This is a genomic window from Paenarthrobacter sp. AT5, assembly GCF_032764245.1.
Classification (GTDB): domain Bacteria; phylum Actinomycetota; class Actinomycetes; order Actinomycetales; family Micrococcaceae; genus Arthrobacter; species Arthrobacter ureafaciens.
In genome coordinates this window covers 3818570-3836860 of the sequence record NZ_CP136441.1, presented here as the reverse complement: position 1 = coordinate 3836860, position 18291 = coordinate 3818570, and the positions used below count along the sequence as shown (strand labels likewise).

At 63.1% G+C, this 18291-nt stretch carries 16 protein-coding genes; 7 read left to right on the top strand and 9 right to left on the bottom strand.

The genetic code is table 11. The features are described from left to right. Positions 1-36: 36 nt before the first annotated feature. Both RI444_RS17775 and RI444_RS17770 read right to left on the bottom strand, forming a co-directional pair. Entirely contained in the window at positions 37-984 is a 948-nt protein-coding gene (locus RI444_RS17775; RefSeq protein WP_207605575.1) for a metallophosphoesterase, read from the bottom strand. A 3-nt stretch (positions 985-987) separates the two neighbouring features. Next, positions 988-3306 carry a transglycosylase domain-containing protein gene (locus RI444_RS17770; protein WP_207605576.1) on the bottom strand — a complete coding sequence of 773 codons (2319 nt, stop codon included), beginning with the start codon at positions 3304-3306 and terminating at the stop codon, positions 988-990. 37 nt (positions 3307-3343) lie between these two features. Here RI444_RS17770 and RI444_RS17765 point away from each other — a divergent pair, with 37 nt between their 5' ends. The 3 genes from RI444_RS17765 to RI444_RS17755 are packed head-to-tail and all read left to right on the top strand — an operon-like array spanning position 3344 to position 4967. Then, a complete protein-coding gene (locus RI444_RS17765) occupies positions 3344-3499 on the top strand; it encodes a DUF4177 domain-containing protein (protein WP_011775990.1) in 156 nt (51 codons plus the stop codon). A 2-nt stretch (positions 3500-3501) separates the two neighbouring features. After that, complete coding sequence (locus RI444_RS17760; protein WP_021473785.1) at positions 3502-4038, top strand: RidA family protein; 537 nt, start codon at positions 3502-3504, stop codon at positions 4036-4038. A 17-nt stretch (positions 4039-4055) separates the two neighbouring features. Continuing rightward, positions 4056-4967 (top strand): NUDIX hydrolase, encoded by a 912-nt coding sequence (locus RI444_RS17755; RefSeq protein ID WP_069695933.1) that lies wholly within the window; start codon positions 4056-4058, stop codon positions 4965-4967. Positions 4968-5156: 189 nt separating this feature from the next. Here the strand turns inward: RI444_RS17755 and RI444_RS17750 are convergent, their stop codons facing one another. Then, positions 5157-5834: a Crp/Fnr family transcriptional regulator gene (locus RI444_RS17750; protein ID WP_011775987.1), complete on the bottom strand. Its 678-nt coding sequence runs from the start codon at positions 5832-5834 to the stop codon at positions 5157-5159. Positions 5835-6070: 236 nt separating this feature from the next. Here RI444_RS17750 and RI444_RS17745 point away from each other — a divergent pair, with 236 nt between their 5' ends. Together RI444_RS17745 and aroQ are read left to right on the top strand one after the other, a co-directional pair. Then, entirely contained in the window at positions 6071-7255 is a 1185-nt protein-coding gene (locus RI444_RS17745; RefSeq protein ID WP_062097903.1) for a MarP family serine protease, read from the top strand. A 145-nt stretch (positions 7256-7400) separates the two neighbouring features. Beyond that, complete coding sequence (aroQ, locus tag RI444_RS17740; RefSeq protein ID WP_021473788.1) at positions 7401-7865, top strand: type II 3-dehydroquinate dehydratase; 465 nt, start codon at positions 7401-7403, stop codon at positions 7863-7865. Positions 7866-8014: 149 nt separating this feature from the next. Here the strand turns inward: aroQ and RI444_RS17735 are convergent, their stop codons facing one another. From RI444_RS17735 to RI444_RS17720, 4 genes are all read right to left on the bottom strand, one after another. After that, positions 8015-10186 (bottom strand): alpha-galactosidase, encoded by a 2172-nt coding sequence (locus tag RI444_RS17735; RefSeq protein ID WP_207605577.1) that lies wholly within the window; start codon positions 10184-10186, stop codon positions 8015-8017. A gap of 94 nt (positions 10187-10280) precedes the next feature. Continuing rightward, complete coding sequence (locus tag RI444_RS17730; RefSeq protein ID WP_062097899.1) at positions 10281-11618, bottom strand: ABC transporter substrate-binding protein; 1338 nt, start codon at positions 11616-11618, stop codon at positions 10281-10283. A 29-nt stretch (positions 11619-11647) separates the two neighbouring features. Continuing rightward, positions 11648-12568: a carbohydrate ABC transporter permease gene (locus RI444_RS17725; protein WP_062097890.1), complete on the bottom strand. Its 921-nt coding sequence runs from the start codon at positions 12566-12568 to the stop codon at positions 11648-11650. 9 nt (positions 12569-12577) lie between these two features. Next, positions 12578-13540, bottom strand: a complete 963-nt coding sequence (locus tag RI444_RS17720; protein WP_207605578.1) for a carbohydrate ABC transporter permease — start codon at positions 13538-13540, stop codon at positions 12578-12580. A 197-nt stretch (positions 13541-13737) separates the two neighbouring features. Between RI444_RS17720 and RI444_RS17715 the strand changes: the two genes are divergently transcribed. Together RI444_RS17715 and RI444_RS17710 are read left to right on the top strand one after the other, a co-directional pair. Continuing rightward, complete coding sequence (locus tag RI444_RS17715; protein WP_207605579.1) at positions 13738-14937, top strand: Gfo/Idh/MocA family protein; 1200 nt, start codon at positions 13738-13740, stop codon at positions 14935-14937. A gap of 14 nt (positions 14938-14951) precedes the next feature. Next, positions 14952-15971, top strand: coding sequence for a LacI family DNA-binding transcriptional regulator (locus RI444_RS17710; protein ID WP_193592893.1), 1020 nt, complete (start codon positions 14952-14954; stop codon positions 15969-15971). 151 nt (positions 15972-16122) lie between these two features. On the opposite strand, the gene RI444_RS17705 is transcribed toward RI444_RS17710, so the two are convergent. Further along, on the bottom strand, positions 16123-17490 hold the full coding sequence (locus tag RI444_RS17705) for an FtsX-like permease family protein (RefSeq protein WP_228145565.1): 1368 nt from the start codon (positions 17488-17490) through the stop codon (positions 16123-16125). Continuing rightward, complete coding sequence (locus tag RI444_RS17700) at positions 17483-18223, bottom strand: ABC transporter ATP-binding protein (protein WP_031216937.1); 741 nt, start codon at positions 18221-18223, stop codon at positions 17483-17485. Before RI444_RS17700 ends, RI444_RS17705 begins: the two co-directional genes overlap by 8 nt. Positions 18224-18291 lie beyond the last annotated feature (68 nt).

Below are 18291 nucleotides of genomic sequence, written 5' to 3'. Positions count from 1 at the left end.
GTCCCAGTTATTGGGCTTTGTAATGCCGCAGCTGGTTCAGTTGCGGGCCGTAAGGGTCAACAGGACCGCTTCCGGGCGGCACGCGATGCGGACCGGGGCGAAGCGGGAGGTTCCGATGCCGCCGGAGACGTTCACCGGCGTCGTGAATCCATCGCTTTCCCAATCGTGGAGGCCGCGGGCGCGCCACGTGGGGATGTCGCAATTGGACACGAGCGCACCGTATCCGGGGATGCAGATCTGACCGCCGTGGGTGTGCCCGGCGAGGATGAGGTCTGCCTCCGCTTCGGTGAAGCGGTCCAGGACGCGTTGGTACGGAGCGTGGATTACCCCAACCTTCAGGTGCGGGCGGGCATCCTGATTGACCGTGCCTCGGGGCCAACCGGCAAAGCGGTCACGCTTCAGATGCGGATCATCGACGCCGGAGAAGTCGAAGCGCAGGCCGTCGATGACCACCGATTGGGCCCGGTTGGTCAGTTCGATCCACCCGCCCATGCCGAAGGCCGTGCGGAGCTTGGGCCAGTCGAGCTTGATGGGGTCTTGCTTGGGCTTTGACGGTCCACGGAAGTAGCCGGCCGGATTCTTCATGCGGGGCGCGTAATAGTCGTTGGAACCCGGCACAAAGACGCCCGGGAATTCCATCAGGGGACGGAGCGCCTCCACCAAGGGATCTATTGCCTTCTGGTGGCTCAGGTTGTCACCGGTATTGACCACGAGGTCCGGTTTGAGGTCTGCCAAAGACCGCAGCCACTGCGCCTTTTTGTCTTGTCCCGGGACGAAGTGGATGTCGCTCAGGTGCAGGACGCGGAGTGGTCCAAAGTCCTCGGGCAGAATGGGCAGCGTCTCCCGCCTGAGCTCGAACTGGTCCTTTTCCCACCAGCCGTAGGCGGCAGCTGCTGCGCCGGCTGTTGCTCCGATTGCTGTGGTTACGGCGAAACCGCGCCCAATAACGCGGACGCGGTTTGCCAGGGAATCACGGAAAGTCACTAGTTAGTCCTTGCCGGGGCCGTTGTTATTGCCGTTTCCACCGTTGTTCCCGTTGTTGCCACTATTGCCGCTGTTGCCGCCGTTCGACGGGGCCTTGCTGTTCTGGGTGTTGGGCGCCGGTGTGGTGTTGCGCTGCGGTGCTCCGCCACCCATGAGGTTCGATGGCGGTGCCGGGAACGGGTTGGTTCCATACGCCGGTGCCACCGCCAGCATAAAGTTGGTGAACTGCGGGCCGGCGATCATGTAACCGTCAATGGACTGGTAGAACTTGCCGTTGACGGTGATGTTACGGCCCGGGCGGAGCTGGTCACCCAAGGGATCGCCGAACCAAGAGGCCGTGGCCAGCCCCGTGGTGTAACCCACAACCCACGTGGAGCCGTTGGAGTCGTTGGTACCGGTCTTTGCGGCGACGGGGAAATTGTTCTTCGTGCTGAGCGCCGGGCGGATCAAGGAACCGGAGCCGGCATTCAGTACTTCCTGCATCGCGTAAGCCACGCCGCGTGCAACTTCCGGCTTCACAGCGTCCTTGCAGTTGGACGACTGCGCCGGAAGATCTGCTCCGGTCTGGTCCTTCACGGAGGTGATGGCGATTGGTTCGCAGTACTTGCCGTCAGCGGCGAATGTCGCAAAGGCACTTGCCATCGTCAGCGGTGCCGTCTGCGTCGCACCGATCAGGTTGGACAGCGTGGTCATGGTGACCTTGGGGTTCGGATCCGTGATCTTGCCGGTTTCCTTGTCCCGGGCGGGCAGACCGCCATGGATTCCCACAGCGTCAACAATCTTCTGAATCCCACAGAGGTCCACCTGTGCCGCTGAAGCGAACGTGGCGGTGTTGATGGAGTTCATGAGGCCGTAAAGGACGGTCATGTTGCGGTAGTAGCCCTCATCGGAGTTCTGGAGATCGAACGTGCCGTTGGTGGCGTCATACCAGCCAACGGTCGGCGTTTCACAGGTGTTCTTCCACGGGAAGTTTTGTGGATACCGGCGCTGCGCTGCATTGACCGTCTGGTTCATGGACTTGCCTTCGTTCAACCATTCGGCGAACGTAAACGGCTTCATCGTCGAGCCGGGCTGGAAGCCACCGATGCCGTTCAGGTCGTTGCCCTTGGCGTCCATGACGTCCACGTTGAAGTTCTGGGTTTGATCGAACTTGCCCTCTTGCGGGAGCCACACGGTGTTCTGGGCCATGCTCACGATCTGGCCGGTGCCCGGCTGTACGGAGACGATCGACGCGCCCCACTTGTCCGGGTTGGCGCCGGCCGTACCATCCACCTGCTGCTGTGCCACAGCCTGGGCCGTGGGGTCGAGGGTGGTCTGGATGGTGAGGCCGCCGCGCATGATGCGCTTCTCGCGATCGTCGGAAGTTTCGCCGTAGGCGGGGTTGTTCAAGAGAAGGTGGAGCACGTAGTCACAGAAGTACGGAGCCATGGTGGCGTAGGCGCAACCCTGGCGGGCCGGGGTGACCTTGGTGGTGACAGGAGTGGCCACAGCCTCGTCGTACTCTGCCTGGGTGATCTTGCCCTGGTTGACCATGGCGGCCAGCACCAGGTCGCGGCGCTTCTTGGAGTTGTCCGGGTTGCTGATCGGATCAAAGGCCGAGGGGCTGTTGACCAGGCCTGCAAGCAGGGCTGCCTGCGGCAGCGTCAGGTCCTTCGCGCTGGTGCTGAAGAAGAACTTGGAAGCGGCTTCGATGCCGTAAGCGTCACGGTTGAAGAAGACAATGTTGAGGTATCCCTCAAGGATCTGCTCCTTGGAGAACTTCTTCTCCAAGGCGATCGCGAGCTTCATTTCACGCAGCTTGTCCCCAACGCCCTTGTTAAGGCCGTTGAGCTTGACGTCTTCTTCCTTGCCGGAAGCCACCAGTGACTCGTTGATGACGTTGTTGACGTACTGCTGGGTGATGGTGGACGCACCCTGCTTGTTACCGCGGGCCGTGCTCACCAGCGCGCGCATGATGCCCGTGGTGTCGATGCCGCCGTGCTCATAAAAACGGCTGTCCTCGATCGCGATGACAGCGTCCTTGATGAAGGGGCTCATCTGGTCGAGGGGGACCTTCGTCCGGTTCTCCGCGTAGATCGACGCAATGGGCGATCCGTCCTTGGCCAGAATCGTGGTGTTCTGGCTCGGCGGGTCCACTTGGAGCTCCGCCGGAAGCGTGTCAAAGAACTGGATGGAACCACTGGCGGCACTGCCGGAGACGGCGGCGGCCGGGACCAAGAGGCCCGCCACCAAGACGCCACAAATTGCACTCACGCCAAGGAAACCTAGAATCTTTCCGAGGGTGGTGGCAGTGTCGAATATGGGGTTCTTGCGAGTCACCATGTTTTCCACTTTACCGGCAAGGGCTAGGCTTTCTGTCATGACCAAATGGGAGTACGCCACGATTCCGCTCATAATCCATGCCACGAAGCAGATCCTGGACCAGTGGGGCGAGGACGGCTGGGAGCTTGTACAGGTCGTCGGTGGCCCCGATGGCAAAGGACTTGTCGCATACCTTAAAAGGGAGAAGCAGTAACAATGACTACCCCCGCAGAAACCACCTCTGCCGCGGAATCGGGCGCTCCGACGTCCGCCGTCGAACAGCGCCTCGCGGAGCTCGGACTGACCCTTCCCGAGGTCGCCGCTCCGGTTGCTGCCTACGTTCCGGCCGTCGTGTCCGGCAGCTACGTCTACACCTCCGGCCAGCTGCCCTTTATTAACGGCAAACTCGAAGCTACGGGCAAGGTCTCCACAGGCGAACTCGGCACGTCCGATGAGCCCACCGTCGATCCCGAGGACGCCAAGCGTTACGCCGCCGTATGCGCGATCAACGCCCTCGCAGCAGTGAAGAGCGTCATCGGCGACCTCGACCGCGTTACCCGGATCGTCAAAGTTGTTGGCTTCGTCTCATCCGATCCCACGTTCACCGGCCAGCCCGGTGTCATCAACGGCGCTTCCGAACTCCTGGGCCAGGTATTCGGCGACGCCGGCATCCACGCCCGTTCCGCCGTCGGCGTTGCCGTATTGCCGCTTGACTCGCCTGTCGAGGTCGAGCTCATCGCTGAATTCAGCTAAGGAACCGGTTCACCCAAGTGCCTCAGCTTGCCCGTCGCCTGTTTGTCCTGCCTCCTGAACTCGAAGGAGCGGCAGAGAACTGGCTTCACCTTGGCGAGCGGACCCCCAGGACCGCCCGCTACGCATCATCCGTTGTCCTGCTGCGTGATTCGCCCACCGGCTTGGAGACGTGGCTTGGTTACAGGCCCGGCTCCTCGCCGTTGGGCGTTCTCGCGTTCCCCGGCGGTTCGCTTGAACCCTCCGACGACGAACCCGTCGGTTGGTTGGGCCCGTCGCCCCAGCACTGGGCCGAGCAGATGGGGACGGACGACGTCGGACTCGCCCGCCGTCACGTGGTGGGCGCCATCAGGGAGCTCTTCGAAGAGACCGGCGTTCTGTTGGCAGGCCCTGACGCTGCCTCCACGGTGGAGTCGAACTCCACCGTGGAATGGATGAAGGCCCGCGAGGCCGTTGCCGCCCAGGAGAAATCCTTCACAGAAGTCCTGGCGAAGCGCGGACTGTCCGTGCGCACCGACCTCCTCAAACCCCTGGTCAATTGGCTCAGCCCCGACTTCGCGCACTCACGCTTCAACACGCGCTATTTCGCGGCCACTGTTCCCGTCAACCAGCAGCCGAGCATCCTGGGCAGCAAGGGCGTATGGGGCCGATGGGTCAATGCTGCCGAGGCTATTGCCCTCAGGGACACCTCCGCCTTGGGTGATGAAGTGGCACAGGAAAACACCGTCGGCCACAAGCTCGGCGAGCTGCTGGTTCCCGGGTCTGAGATCATGCTCGAGAAAATGGCCCACGCCAACGGCTGCATCGCTTACCTGAGCTACAAGCGGAAGGCGCATGTCTACCAGCCCCGGCTCGTGGACGAGGGCGGGCAGCTCATGCTCGAGGTTGAAGCCGCAAGGACCGTCCCGGGCGAACCCCAGCGCGAACGCTGACCCTCTATCACTTCCCGCCCGTTTTCCGGCGTCCCTCTGTCACTTCCCGCCGGTTTTGAGGCGTTCCTCTATCACTTCCCGCCCGTTTTCCGGCGTCCCTCTGTCACGTCCCGCCCATTTTCGGGCGTTCCTCTCTCACGAAAAAGGCCGCCCCGGTGATCACCGGAGCGGCCTCTTTGCGAAGGGGGTTTAGCGGGAGCGCTGACGCAGGCGCTGCATGTCGAGAATAACGACGGCGCGCGCTTCCAACCGCAGCCAACCGCGCTGGACGAATTCGGCCAGGGCCTTGTTGACAGTTTCGCGGGATGCGCCGACCAGCTGGGCCAGTTCTTCCTGCGTCAGTTCGTGGGCGACCAGCACGCCGTCGGTCGCAGGGCGGCCGAAGCGGTCGGCGAGGTCCAGGAGGGCCTTCGCTACGCGGCCGGGGACGTCGGAGAAGACGAGGTCGGACAGGGAATCGTTGGTGCGGCGCAGGCGGCGCGCCAAGGCCTGCAGCAGCTGGGCCGACACCTCAGGGCGGGTGCGGAGCAGTGCGTTGAGGCTCTCGTTCTTCAGGCCGGCGAGGCGGGTCTCCGAGACAGCGGTTGCCGTAGCGGTGCGGGGGCTCGGATCGAACAGGGCCATCTCGCCGAAGAGTTCACCGGGGCCGAGGATCGCCAGCAGCGACTCACGGCCGTCGGGGGAAGTGCGGCCGAGCTTTACCTTGCCGGACACAATGAAGTAGAGCTGGTCACCCTGGTCTCCTTCGCGGAACACCGACGCCCCGCGGGAAAGATCCACCTCGGTGAGTTCGTCTGTCAGCAAGCGGAATGCATCGTCGTCAAGGGTGGCGAAGAGGGGTGCGCGGCGCAATACCTCGATGTCCATGAAGTCTCCTGAGAATAAAGTTTCGGTCGTGGCGCTTCAGCCATTGTTTCAGAATTTTTAGCGTTCTGTGACGTACTTGGCACGTGAAACGCTGAAATCACGCGGATTCCGTTGCCCGATCGCCCTGTTTCAGGCCACAACTGAACCCGGACCGAGCCCGCTCCGTGACCGGGCTAACGGTTTACTGTCAGGGTCCCCCTCTAGAATTGGCGCTACCCGGCTATGAGGAGCACTTGGTGTTTGGCTTGACCATTTTGGACTTTGCATTGATTTTCATGCTCTTGTCCTACCTGATCTATGGCCTTCGCAATGGCTTCCTGGTGACCCTCGGCGGGATCGCGGGATTCATCGTTGGTGCAATCGCGGCCTTCATCGCGGTCCCGCTGGTCAGCGGCTGGGTGAGTGACAGCGCGTGGAGGCTTACCGCCACAGTGGCTGCCGCCGTCGTACTTATTGCTTTGGGCCATGGACTCGGAACCATGATCGGGCGACGGGTCCGTCACGTGGTGCGGCTTAAGCCGCTGCACGCTGTGGACCGCCTGGTGGGCGGTGCGGTAAGCCTCGTGGTCGCCGCGCTGGTCATGTCCATGTTGGCCTTCAGCATCAGTTCCCTCGGTGTGCCCTTCGTCTCACAGCAGCTGGCGCAATCCAGGGTGATCCGGTACATCGATTCACTGACGCCAACGCCCGTCAAAGCCACCATGGCGCAACTGCGGTCCACGGTGATCGGCGATGGCATTCCCAAACTGATCGAGGGCTTCGGCTCCACCACACCGGCCAAAATCCCCAACGAGTCCACCGATACCCCTGCCCTCAACCAGGCTGCACAATCCGTGCTGAAGATCGCCGGCACAGCCTTCCAATGCGGCCAGAACCAGACGGGTTCCGGCTTCGTGGTGTCACCGGAGCGCGTGGTCACCAACGCGCACGTCGTTGCCGGCGTGTCGCAACCGGTGGTGGAAGTGCCCGACGGCGGTGCGCTGCCGGGACGGGTGGTCTACTTCGACCCCCGGCGGGACATTGCCGTGTTGGCTGTGGACGGACTCGCCGCTTCGCCGCTGCCGTTGAGCGGGGACCTGCCTGACGGCAGTCCCGCAGCGTTCGCCGGTTACCCGCACGGCGGGCCGTTCCAGTCCAAACCCGCCACTGTGGAAGGGATCTCGACGATCCTGGTTCCGGACATTTACGGCAGCAACCCGTCACCTGAGCTGGTCTATAAGCTGGCGGGCGACGTCCAGCCGGGCAACTCGGGCGGGCCTTTGCTCACGACGCAGGGGCAGGTGGCTGGCCTCATCTTTGCCAAAACAACAACCAATGCTGCCCTCGGTTTCGCGCTGACCATGCAGGACGTCCAGCCGGTAGCGGCGCAGGCTCCCGGATTGAGCGCCCCGGTGGAGTCAGGCCAGTGCACGCGCAAGTAATAACCGCTGCCTGACCTGCCCCCGTCCGCGTGATGTGCCCCCACATTCGCGATGCTCTCTCACATAATGAGCGTTTTTTGCCAACGCTCGTTCACCTAATGGCCCTGATTCCCAGACGCTCTTTCACCCCTATAGATTGAGAGTCATGACTGAAGCCACTCCCGCCTCTGAACCCGGACGCGGCACCATTCTTGTTGTCAACGGCCCCAACTTGAACCTTTTGGGTACGCGTGAGCCCGAGAAGTACGGGACCTCCACATTGGCGGACGTTGAACGACTGGCCTTGTCCGCCGCCGAATCGCACGGGTTCACGGTGGATTGCGTCCAGTCGAACCATGAAGGCGATCTCTTGGACGCAATCCACGCCGCCCGCGGAACGGCGGTTGGCATCGTGATTAATGCGGGGGCGTTCACTCACACGTCCGTGGCGCTTCGCGACGCCTTGGCAGCTGTCCAGCTCCCCGCCGTCGAGGTGCACATCACCAACGTCCACCAGCGGGAGGAATTCCGCCACCACTCATACCTGTCCGGCGTGTGCAATGCGATCATTGTTGGTGCCGGTGTACTCGGGTACAAGCTGGCCGTCGACTATCTGGCCGACACGCTCTGACGGTTGGGATGTGATAGGGCGTCGGGCCCAGCGCGTTGGGATGTGATAGGGCGTCGGGCCCAGCGCGTTGGGATGTGATAGGGCGTCGCGTCCAACGCGTCGGGATGTGATAGAGCGTCGGGCCCAACGCGTTGGGATGTGATAGAGGATCACAGGGCGGTGATGCGGAGGAGGACCGCGTGTTCAGGGTGCAAAACGGGCATCGGCAGCCCGACCTCCCCGAGAAACCGCCCGGAAGCTTCCGCGCCGGAGGCCAGCCATTGCACCGGCTGGGCTTCGATGACCGTGTGGCTGTAATCGGGGTCTTCCGGCGTGGGGAACAGCAGCTCCACACGGTAGCCACGGTCCGAATCGAGCTCTGGGAGTGAAACGCGGCCCACCTGTTCGGCGAACGACGTCCGCGTCTTGACCACCGCAAACAGCGCCGCAGTGGCACCGGCCGGGATACCGCCGTCGTACTCCGACGCGACCACGCCATGCACCATGAGGGACTCATCGTGGGAGTCGGCGCGCACCATTCGTCCACTGTGGATGAGGTCCCGGTGCGCCTTGTACAACGCGATGAACCGCTTGAGTTCCTCGCGCTCGGCTCCCCTGACCGCGCGGACATCCCACTCCATGCCGAAATGGCCGAAGAGTGCGGTGATCGCGCGGAAGGAAAGATCGTGTGTCCGGGCGGTGGTGTGCGACGTCGTGGGACCGATGTGGCTGCCGACCAGCTCCGGGGGGACCACCATGCCTGTCCAGCGCTGGATGGTTTGGCGCTCCAGGGCGTCGTTGCAATCTGATGCCCAGATCCGGTCTGTCCGCTCCAGGATCCCCAAGTCCACGCGGGCGCCACCGGAGGAGCAGCTCTCAATCTCCACCTCCGGGTGCGCAGCACGCAAGGCGTCGAAGAGGCGGTATGCGGCGAGGGTCTGCTCATGGACCGAAGCGCGGCCGGCATGTCCGTGTTCCAGCAGGTCACGGTTTTGGTCCCATTTGAGGTAGCTGATGTCGTTTTCCCGCAGCAGGGCGTCGATCCGATCGTAGACGTACTGCCAGGCCTCCGGGTTGACGAGGTCCATGACGTGCTGGTGCCGCCACTCGAGCGGGAGCCGGCCGCCCTCCTTGTAGGACGCAACCGAGGGGCCAACAATCCACTCGGGATGGGCGCGTGCGACGTCCGAATCAAGGTTGACCATCTCCGGTTCCACCCACAGCCCGAAGTCCATGCCGCGGGACGTCACCGCCTGGATGAGCGGTGTAAGCCCATTGGGCCACACCGTTTCATCCACGTACCAATCGCCCAGCCCGGCATGGTCATCACGGCGGCCACGGAACCAGCCGTCGTCCAGCACAAAGCGTTCCACTCCCAAATCAGCAGCTGACTCCGCCAGTTCCAGCAAGGTGTCCAGGTTGTGGTCAAAGTAGACCGCTTCCCACGTGTTCAAGACCACCGGACGCGGGCCCGATACGTGGTGCGGCCTGGCCCGGAACCAGCTGTAGAAGGCTTCCGTGATGCCGTCGAGGCCGCGGTCCGAGTAGGCGGCGTACAGGGCGGGAGATGCGTAGCTTTCGCCGGGTTGCAGCACCACTTCGGCGGCGCCCAGCAACTCGGAGCCGCCGATCATGGTGCGCCCGTCGGCCGCGCTGTCCGCAAATTGTTCATGGTTGCCGCTCCACGCGAGATGCGTGGCCCAAACCTTGCCGTGCCGGTTGCCGAAACCTGCCGTCCCGGCGGCGAATAGCAGGGACGAATCATGCCCGGTGCGCCCGTGCCGTCCCGTTCTGACCCACGTTCCCTGCTGGAGGGGGCGGCGCTGCGGGTGGCGCTCCCGGCACCAGCGTCCGGTCAGGTCCAAAAGTTCGACGGCGTCCGGCGCCACCGGGAGAACGGTTGCCAATTCGTCCACCTGGAACGGCGACGTTCCGTCATTCCGTAGTTCGTGCCGCAGTTCCAGCAGCCCGCCCGGATGGAGGGTGAGGTTGCTGGTGACGGTGATCCCGGCGTCGGGATCTGACTGAAGAACGACGGCGGTACTGCCGTCCGTCGTCGCACTCACCACGCGGAGGCGCACCGAAAAATCAAAGCCGGGAACGCCGTCTATGACGCGGTGTCCCCTGAGGCCCGGGCGGCCCTGCCACGAGGAGGAAGCCTGGGGGAGCAGCCCGGCCGGTACATTCGCGTCAGCCGCGGACGGCGGAACGGGCTCGTTGAGGATGGAAAGGTCGGGGAGTGAGTCGCCGAGGTCGGCTCCCCAGTGAGTAATCTCGGCCTCTCCGCGGTGCGTGCTGATGACCAGGCTGGTGCCGGCGGAACGGAGGTGGAGCGGGTGCATGCGTGTTTGTCGCTTTCAGATAAGGGGTGCGGGGCCCGTTGTGCGCGCCGTCCTGGGAATCAAAGCGCGCAGAACGGGCCCCGCAAAAGGGGCTTTACTTGAAGAGATCGTTGACCTGGTTGTTGGCTTCCGTGAGCGATGAAGCGGGCTTCTTGCCCGAAAGCACGGCGTCCATGGCGGGCTTCATGATGCCGTCCACCTTTGCTGCTTTGTCTGCAATCGGGAAGAGGAAGGTGGTGCCGTCCTTGACGTGAGTGGTGAAAGCGGACACGTCGATGCCCTTGTCGGCGAAGGCCTTGGCGGCGATCTCGGCGGAGCTGCTGATTGCCGGGAACACCACGGCCTTGCCCGCGACGACGTCCTGGCAGGCTGCTGAGCCGAGGTATTCAGCCCACTTGACGCTCGCTGCCGGGTTCTTGGTGCCGGCCCAGACGGAGTCCGCCAAGCCGTTGAACATGGAAGCGCGCTGGCCGTTGGGGCCCTTGGGCGTAGGAGCAATGGCGGTCTCAATGCCCTTGTAGGTCTTGTACTGCCCGATCAGCCAGTCGCCGTTGGAGTTGATGGCGGCCTTTCCGGCGCCGAAGCTGTCCGGCATGCTCGCACCCACGGTGGTTTCCAGCTTGGGCATGTAACCCTTTTCCGTCAGCCCGGCCCACCAGGTGATGGTCTCCTGGAAGCGGGGGTCGTCGTAGTTGAACTTGCTTCCCCAAGGGTTCTTGTCCGTAGCAGTCCATCCGGTGGTGGCGGTGAGGAAGCTCCATTCAGTCTGGCCTTGGCCTGCGCCGCTGCCGGTGAGTCCCAAGCCGTACGTGGCTACATTGTTCTTATCGAAGCCGGGCTCGTCGCCGCGCTTGCCGTTCTTGTCCACCGTCAGCTTGGCAATGACTTTCTCGTAGCTGCCGCCGTCCTTGGGGTTCCAGTCAAGGTTGGCCATCTGTTCGGCCGGGATGCCTGCGGCGTCGGTCATTGCCTTGTTGTAGAACAGGCCCACGGTGTCCCAGTCTTTGGGAAGGCCGTAACGCTTGCCGTCCTGGCCGACCCACAGCTCGGGAAGCCCGGCGGTGTAGGCGTCCAGTTTGACGCCGTCCTTTTCAACTGCTTCGTCCAAGGGCAGCAGCTGCTTCTTGGCCGCGAATTCCGGGTATTTGGAGAGGTGGTTGGTAAAGACGTCCGGTGCCGTTCCGGCCACAAAGCCGTTGGTCAAGGTGGTCCAGTAGTCGTCCCACCCGCGTTGGGTGATTTTGACCTTGATATCCGGGTTGGCTTTGGTGAAGTCATCGGCGCACTGTTGGTAGGCGGGAAGCTGGTTGGCGTCCCAAAGCCAGTAGTTGATTTCGCCGTTTGCCGCGGAACCGGAATCGGAGCTACCGCAGGCGGACATCGTCAGGGCAAGGACGGCGGCTGCAGCTGCGACGCCAAGGGGTTTCTTCATGACAGGCCTTTCAGGAGTGTTCTTGCGGTTTATTTGATTCCGGAGAATCCGATGGAGTTCACAACCTTCTTGCCGAAGGCGATGAACAGGATGAAGATCGGCAGCGCGGCCACGAGGGTTCCGGCCATGAGTCCGGACCAATCCAAGGCGCCCTGCGGGGATTGTGATTTGAAGACGCTCAGGCCGACAGTGAGTACCCGGACGCTTTCGTCCTGGCCAACCAGGAGCGGCCAGAAGTATTCGTTCCACTGACCGATGAAGGTGAGCAGCGCCAGGGTGGCGATGGGGGCTGCGGCGTTGGGAAGCACAATCTGGAAGAAGATCCTCAGGTGCTTGGCGCCGTCGAGCATGGCCGCTTCCTCAACCTCGCGGGACATGCCCAGGAAGAACTGGCGTAGGAAGAAGATCGCAAACGGCGTCATGAACAGGAACGGGAGGGTCATGCCGGCCATGGTGTTGAGCAGCCCGAGGTTCTTGATCATGAGGAAGTTGGGCAAGGCGGTGAAGATGGGCGGGACCATCATGGTGGTGAGGAACAGGCCGAAGACCTTGTTCCTTCCGGGCCAGCGAAGCCGGGCGAAGGCGTAGGCAGCCATCGCGCTGAAGAACACCTGCGCCACAGTGGTGACCGTGGCAAAGACGATCGAGTTCCTCAGGTAAAGCCAGAAGTTGATGGCGGCGCCGGAGCCGCCTTCGGCGATCGCTTCCTCGGTGGTTTGAAGGCCAAGGACCCGTTTGAAGGCGCCCCAGCTGAACTCGGCGGGGAGGAGGTTGCCCGAGTTGGAGGCTAGGGCGCCGTTGCTGGAAAGTGCCGTGCGCAGCATCCAGTAGAAAGGGGCAATGGTCACGGCGACGGCGACGGCGACCAGCACCCACGCGCCGATGCGGCGCCAATTCAGGGGCTTCTTCCGGGACGGTGTGCGGGTTTCAGGCAGGGTTGAGCTAGTCATTGCGGTTCCTTAGTCCAGGTCCGATTCGTTGCCTTTGAGGAACTTCATCTGGATGAAGGCCACCAGGGCGAGAATGATGAACAGGATGACGGACAGTGCGGAGGCGTAGCCGAAGTCCGACTCGCCGAAGGCTTTTTGGTAGATGTACATCTGGATCACGCGGGAGGCGTTGACGGGCCCGCCGTTGGTGGTGACGGCCACGGTGTCGAAGACCTGGAACGATCCGATGACAGTGACCACCAGCACCAGAACCAGCACGGGCCGGAGCAGGGGCATGGTGATGCTCCAGAACGTCCGGGTGGGTGAGGCGCCGTCGAGGTTTGCTACCTCGTACAGGTGGTTGGGAATGGACTGTAGGCCGGCAAAGATCAACAGCGCCGTGTAGCCCATGTGCCGCCACACATTCACGAAGGCGATGGTGGGAATGGCCCACTGTTCGCTGCCGAAGAAAGCCACCCGGGGGAGTCCGATCCAGCTCATGACTTCATTGACGATGCCCAGTTGGTAGTCCAGCATCCAGAACCACACAAGTGCCACGATGACGTTGGCTACCAGGAACGGCAGCAGCAGGGCGCCACGGATGAAAGTGGATTTCGCTACCCGGTGCATCAGCAGCGCGAGACCCAGCGCGATGACGGTCTGGAATCCGATGTTGAGCGCCACGTACTGGAGGGTGACTCCCATGGCGTTCCAGAACAGTTCGTCCTGGAAGAGGGCCGAGTAGTTCTTAGTCCCGATCCACGTCGGCTCACCCAGGATGCTGTATTCCGTGAAGCTGAGGTAGATGCCGCGGATGGTGGGGACCAGGAAGAAGGCCACGAAGCCAACCATCGCCGGAAGGATGAAGAAGATTGCGATCCTAAGGTCGCCGAGGCGGCTGGTAATGCTGCGTTTGACGGGTGCGTTCCCGGGCCCCTGCTTGCGTCCGGAGCGCTTGGCTGCGCTGGCCGGAGGCTTGGTGAGTGTGGTCATCGTCGACACTTCCTGACTGTGATGCGGGTAACAACGATGCTGAATCTACACGAGTAGAAAGTTGTTAAGCAAGGTCTTGCATAGGTTCCTGATGTGATAAGCCTCCTTAGTTGACTCGTGTAGATAGTGGTGGAAGACTCGCATCACGCCCTTCTACGGGCGCCTCAATCCCAGGCAATGCAGCTCAGGAGGTCAAAATGTCGTTTTCGATTGGTGTCTTGGGCGTCGGCCAGTTCGGCGGCCAGTTCGCGCACTTGTTCAAGCTCCACCCCGGTGTCAGCGCGGTCTACGCGGTGGATGAACTCCCCGAACGGGCGCTTGCCGCCCGGGAGCAGTGGAAGTTGGACGGCACCATGGCCTCCTTCGACGAACTGCTGGCCTCCGACGTCGAGGCGGTCGCGATCTTTACCCAGCGATGGACGCATGGCCCCTTGGTTGAACGGGCGCTGCGCGCCGGAAAGCACGTCTACTCCGCCGTGCCGATGGCCGTTTCCGAGGAAGAAATCGAGCGCATCATCACCGCTGTCCGGGAAACCAAGCTCGTCTACATGATGGGTGAGACGAGTTACTACAACCCCGCCACGGTCTTCGCCAGAAAACAGCAGGAAGCCGGAAAGTTCGGCCGCATTTTCTACACCGAGGGGGACTACGTCCATGACATGGACCTTGGTTTCTACGAGGCCTACCAGTACAGCGGCGGCGAGCGTTGGAAAGAGACTGCCAGCTACCCGCCCATGCTGTATCCCACCCACGCAATAGGCGGGGTTCTGGGTGCTGTCCCCGGCCATGCGGTCAGCGTCAGTTGCATCGGTATCAAGGACCACCGGAACGACGGGGTCTTCGACAAGGACGTGAGCATGTTCACCAACGACTTTTCCAACGCAACGGCCCTGTTCGAAATGAACGACGGCGGTGCGATGCGCACCAATGAGATGCGCCGGGTGGGGTATCCCTCCCACATCCGGGAGTCACGGTTCCGCTATTTCGGCACCGAGGCAAGCTTCGAACAGCTCGCGACCACCACACTGTGGCAGGACAAACAGGGCGTCACCGATGTGTCGGACCAGGTTGAAACGAAACCCACCATGTCACCTGACGATCCCACCCTGGCTGGCGTGGCCCCTGAACTTCGGGGCGCTTTCATCTCCGGCCTTGCGCCCGTCCACGAGCCCGCCCGGCTTCCGCAGGAGTTCCTCGGTGCCCCCAACGGCCACGAGGGCAGCCACCAGTTCCTCGTGGACGACTTCGTCACCGCCGTCAACAAGAACCAGCTGCCACCCGTCAATGCCTGGGTTGCTGCGCGCTACACCCTCCCCGGCATCGTGGCGCACCAGTCCGCGTTGCGCGGAGGAGAGCGCCTTAGCATCAGGGATTTCGGCGACGCTCCTGCGATGTAGCTAGCATTTACCCCATGACCACTTCTGCTGTACAAACCCCGCGCGGCCCTGTGACCCGCAAGGACGTGGCCCGGTACGCCGGGGTGAGTACCGCCGTCGTGAGTTACGTTGTGAACGGCGGTCCCAAGAACGTGGCGCCGGCCACCGAAGCCAAGGTGCGGGACGCCATCCGAATCCTCGGATACCGGCCCAACGCGGCTGCGCGGGCGTTGAAGCTGGGGTCGAGCGAGACTATCGGCGTGGTGGTTCCGGACAACACGAACCCGTTTTTTACCCATCTGGCGCATGCCGTGGAAGAAGCTGCCGCCGCGCTGGGCTACGGCATGGTGCTCGCCAACTCGAACGGCAGCCTGACCCGTGAACGCAAAAACATCCACACCTTGGCGGCGCGGCAGGTGGATGGGGTTTTCCTGGCAAGCTGTGTTTTCGACCCGGACCTGACGGACCTGGAGGCCACCGACATTCCGTCGGTGCTGCTGAACAACCTGGGTTCGCCTCCCGGTTTCAGTAGCGTCGGAGTGGATTTGGAAGCAGGTGCCCGTGCTGCCGTGGAGCATTTAATCGGCCACGGCCACACCAGCATCGGCCTGGCGATCGGCACCAATACCGGCAATCAATTGGACGGGCGTGAGGCCGGCTGGCTGGCCGCGTTGCGTGCGGCAGGGCTGCCCGACGGACCGCTGATACACGGGGAATTCAGCAGGCCCGGCGGCTACGAGGTGGGCAAGCGGTTCCTGGCCATGGCCAACCGGCCAACGGCGATCTTTGCCAGCAGTGACATGCAGGCTATCGGCATACTGCGCGCATTCCACGAAGCCGGCGTGCGGGTTCCCGCGGACATCGCGCTGGTCTCCTTCGACGGTTCCCTCGACGCCGAGTACAGCTGGCCGGCGCTGACCACCGTTTCGCAACCCATCGAGGCAATGGCCGAGGCCGCGGTCCGGTCACTCGTGGGCGCGAACCGTGGGGAGGAGCTCCAGCACCACATCCTGCCCACCGAACTGATCATCCGGCAGTCCTGCGGTTGCCCCTAGCTTCCTCTCTCACGTCCCACCCCCTTCCCGGGCGGTCCTCTGTCACATCATCACCCGTTGAGGGCTTCCCTCTATCACTCCTCTCAAGGAAGTGATAGAGGGTCGGCCTGAACGCTGCGGAAAGTGATAGAGCGTCGGTAGGGGAGGCCGGCTACGAATCCACGCTGGCGTAGCGCGCCGGGCGGGACAGCACCCGGTTGATCTGTGCCGTACCGGCAGCAACGGCCAGCCGCACCAAGAGGAAGCCGACGGCGAACACCGAGCCTATGGTCAGGAAGACCACCGGCCGGGTCAGCAATGTCGGGCCCGCCAACGGCAGCACCAAGGCACCAGCTGCCGTCGCCGAGATACCCGCCACCAGAAGCAGCGGTGACATCACGGCCCTGACCCGCGCACTCACCATGAGCTTGCGGGGCATGCCCACTCGGTCCAGGGCAACCAAAATGGCCGCCCTGTCCAACACCGAGGACGCCTGGTTGACCCCGGCCGAGCAGGCAACCATCAGAAAGCTACCCAGCAAGGTGATCATGACGCCGGTGTTGATATCCCGGACCAAGAGTGTGGTTTCGTCCGCGGCCCCACTGCCCATGGAGTCCGCCACGGCCATCCCGACCCCCACAAACACGCCTACGAAGCTCGTCATGGCGACGCCGCCTACTTGGCGCCACGATTCCTTCGGGTTATCCAGCACGGTCCGTGCCGCGAGAAGCTGTTCGGGCTGTCTGGCGCGCTTCAACTGCGACATCGCCTGCAACTTCAGAACCCAGGGCCCCATCAGATTGAGGGCCAGCAACGCCATGCCGAAACATCCGGCCATCACGCCGAGGATCACGATGAACGTGCCAAAACTGCTGAGCATGCCCATGGCCACCACTCCGGCAACCACCACCAGAACCGCCACGAGTCCGCGAACCCAGTGGGCCCCGTAGGTCGTTTGCCGTGTTCGTACGCCCAACGGAGTCACCACCACTTTCCGCAGCCCGAGCGCCGCGCTGACCGCGGCAATGAGGCAGACGGCAAGGACGCAAGCCAGAATCGACGGGATCGACAACCATGCATGAGTGCCGATTGCCTGTCCCCTGAACTGGATCAACCCGAGGAACGGTGCCACAACGGCGTACAGCGACGCCCCGGCCAAGGCCCCTACAGCGGCCAGGACGGTGGACTCGATGACTGTCATCCAGACCACGGTGGCGCTGTTCGCCCCAAGCAGCCGCAGGGACGCCAGCCGGTCATCCCGACGGCGGGCGGCAAGGCGGGCAGCCGACCCGCCCAAGGTCAGCAGCGGGATAACAAGGAGGACCATTGCGACGACGGCCAACGCTTGGTAAGTGCCTGCGAGACCGTCCGTCCAAGTCCAGAAAACCTGCGAGCCCGCCGCAACGGTAAGCAGCAGCGCAGTGACGGTTCCAAACGCAAGGACCGGCAGTCCGGTCTCGTGAAGGCCCGAATCACGGATATTGCCCTTGCTGCGCGCAATGTACGGCGTCAGCCGGAGAGCCATGCTGAGGCTAGACATTGAAGGCACCCTTGAAGTTGTAGTTGCCGGAAGCTGCAGTGCTGCCCAATCCCGCGCTGTCCGCAATGATCCGACCGTCCCACAGCTCCACTACACGCCCGCAGCGTTCGGCGACATTGGGATCGTGCGTCACCACCAACAACGTGCGCCCGTTGGCGGCCACGGAGCGAAGCAGCACGTCGAGTACCTCGCTGGATGTCGCAGAGTCCAAAGCTCCAGTGGGTTCATCCGCGAAAACCACCCGGGCTCCTGTCACCTGTGCCCGCGCGATCGCCACCCGCTGCACTTGGCCGCCGGACAATTCGCCGAGGCGACGCCTCTCCTTGCCCGCCAATCCCAAGGCGGCCAACCACTCGGCGGCACGCGACTCAGATGTGCGCCGGTCCGTGCCAGCAAGCATGAGCGGGAGAGCGACGTTTTCCACGGCGGTCAATTCCGGTAGCAGCATGCCCTGCTGGAAGACGAATCCGAACTCCTCGCGGCGGAGCTTGGACAACTCAGCGTCGGACAAGGTGCGCAAATCGAGCGCGCCCGCCTGCCGCCCCAAGGTGACCGAACCGGCGTCGGGCCTCAAAATTCCGGCGAGGCAGTGCAGAAGGGTGGTCTTCCCCGAACCGGACGGCCCGATGATCGCGATCGACTCGCCCGCCTGCGCGGTGAAGTCAACGTGGTCAAGGGCGACGCCGCCGGGGTAGTGCTTGGTGAGTTGCTGGGCGTGGAGGATGGCGTTCATGATTCCAGCATCCCCAAGCCCGGGGTTCCGGGGCATCAGTCCGCCGGCTGAACTCCGTCGTCGGGCCT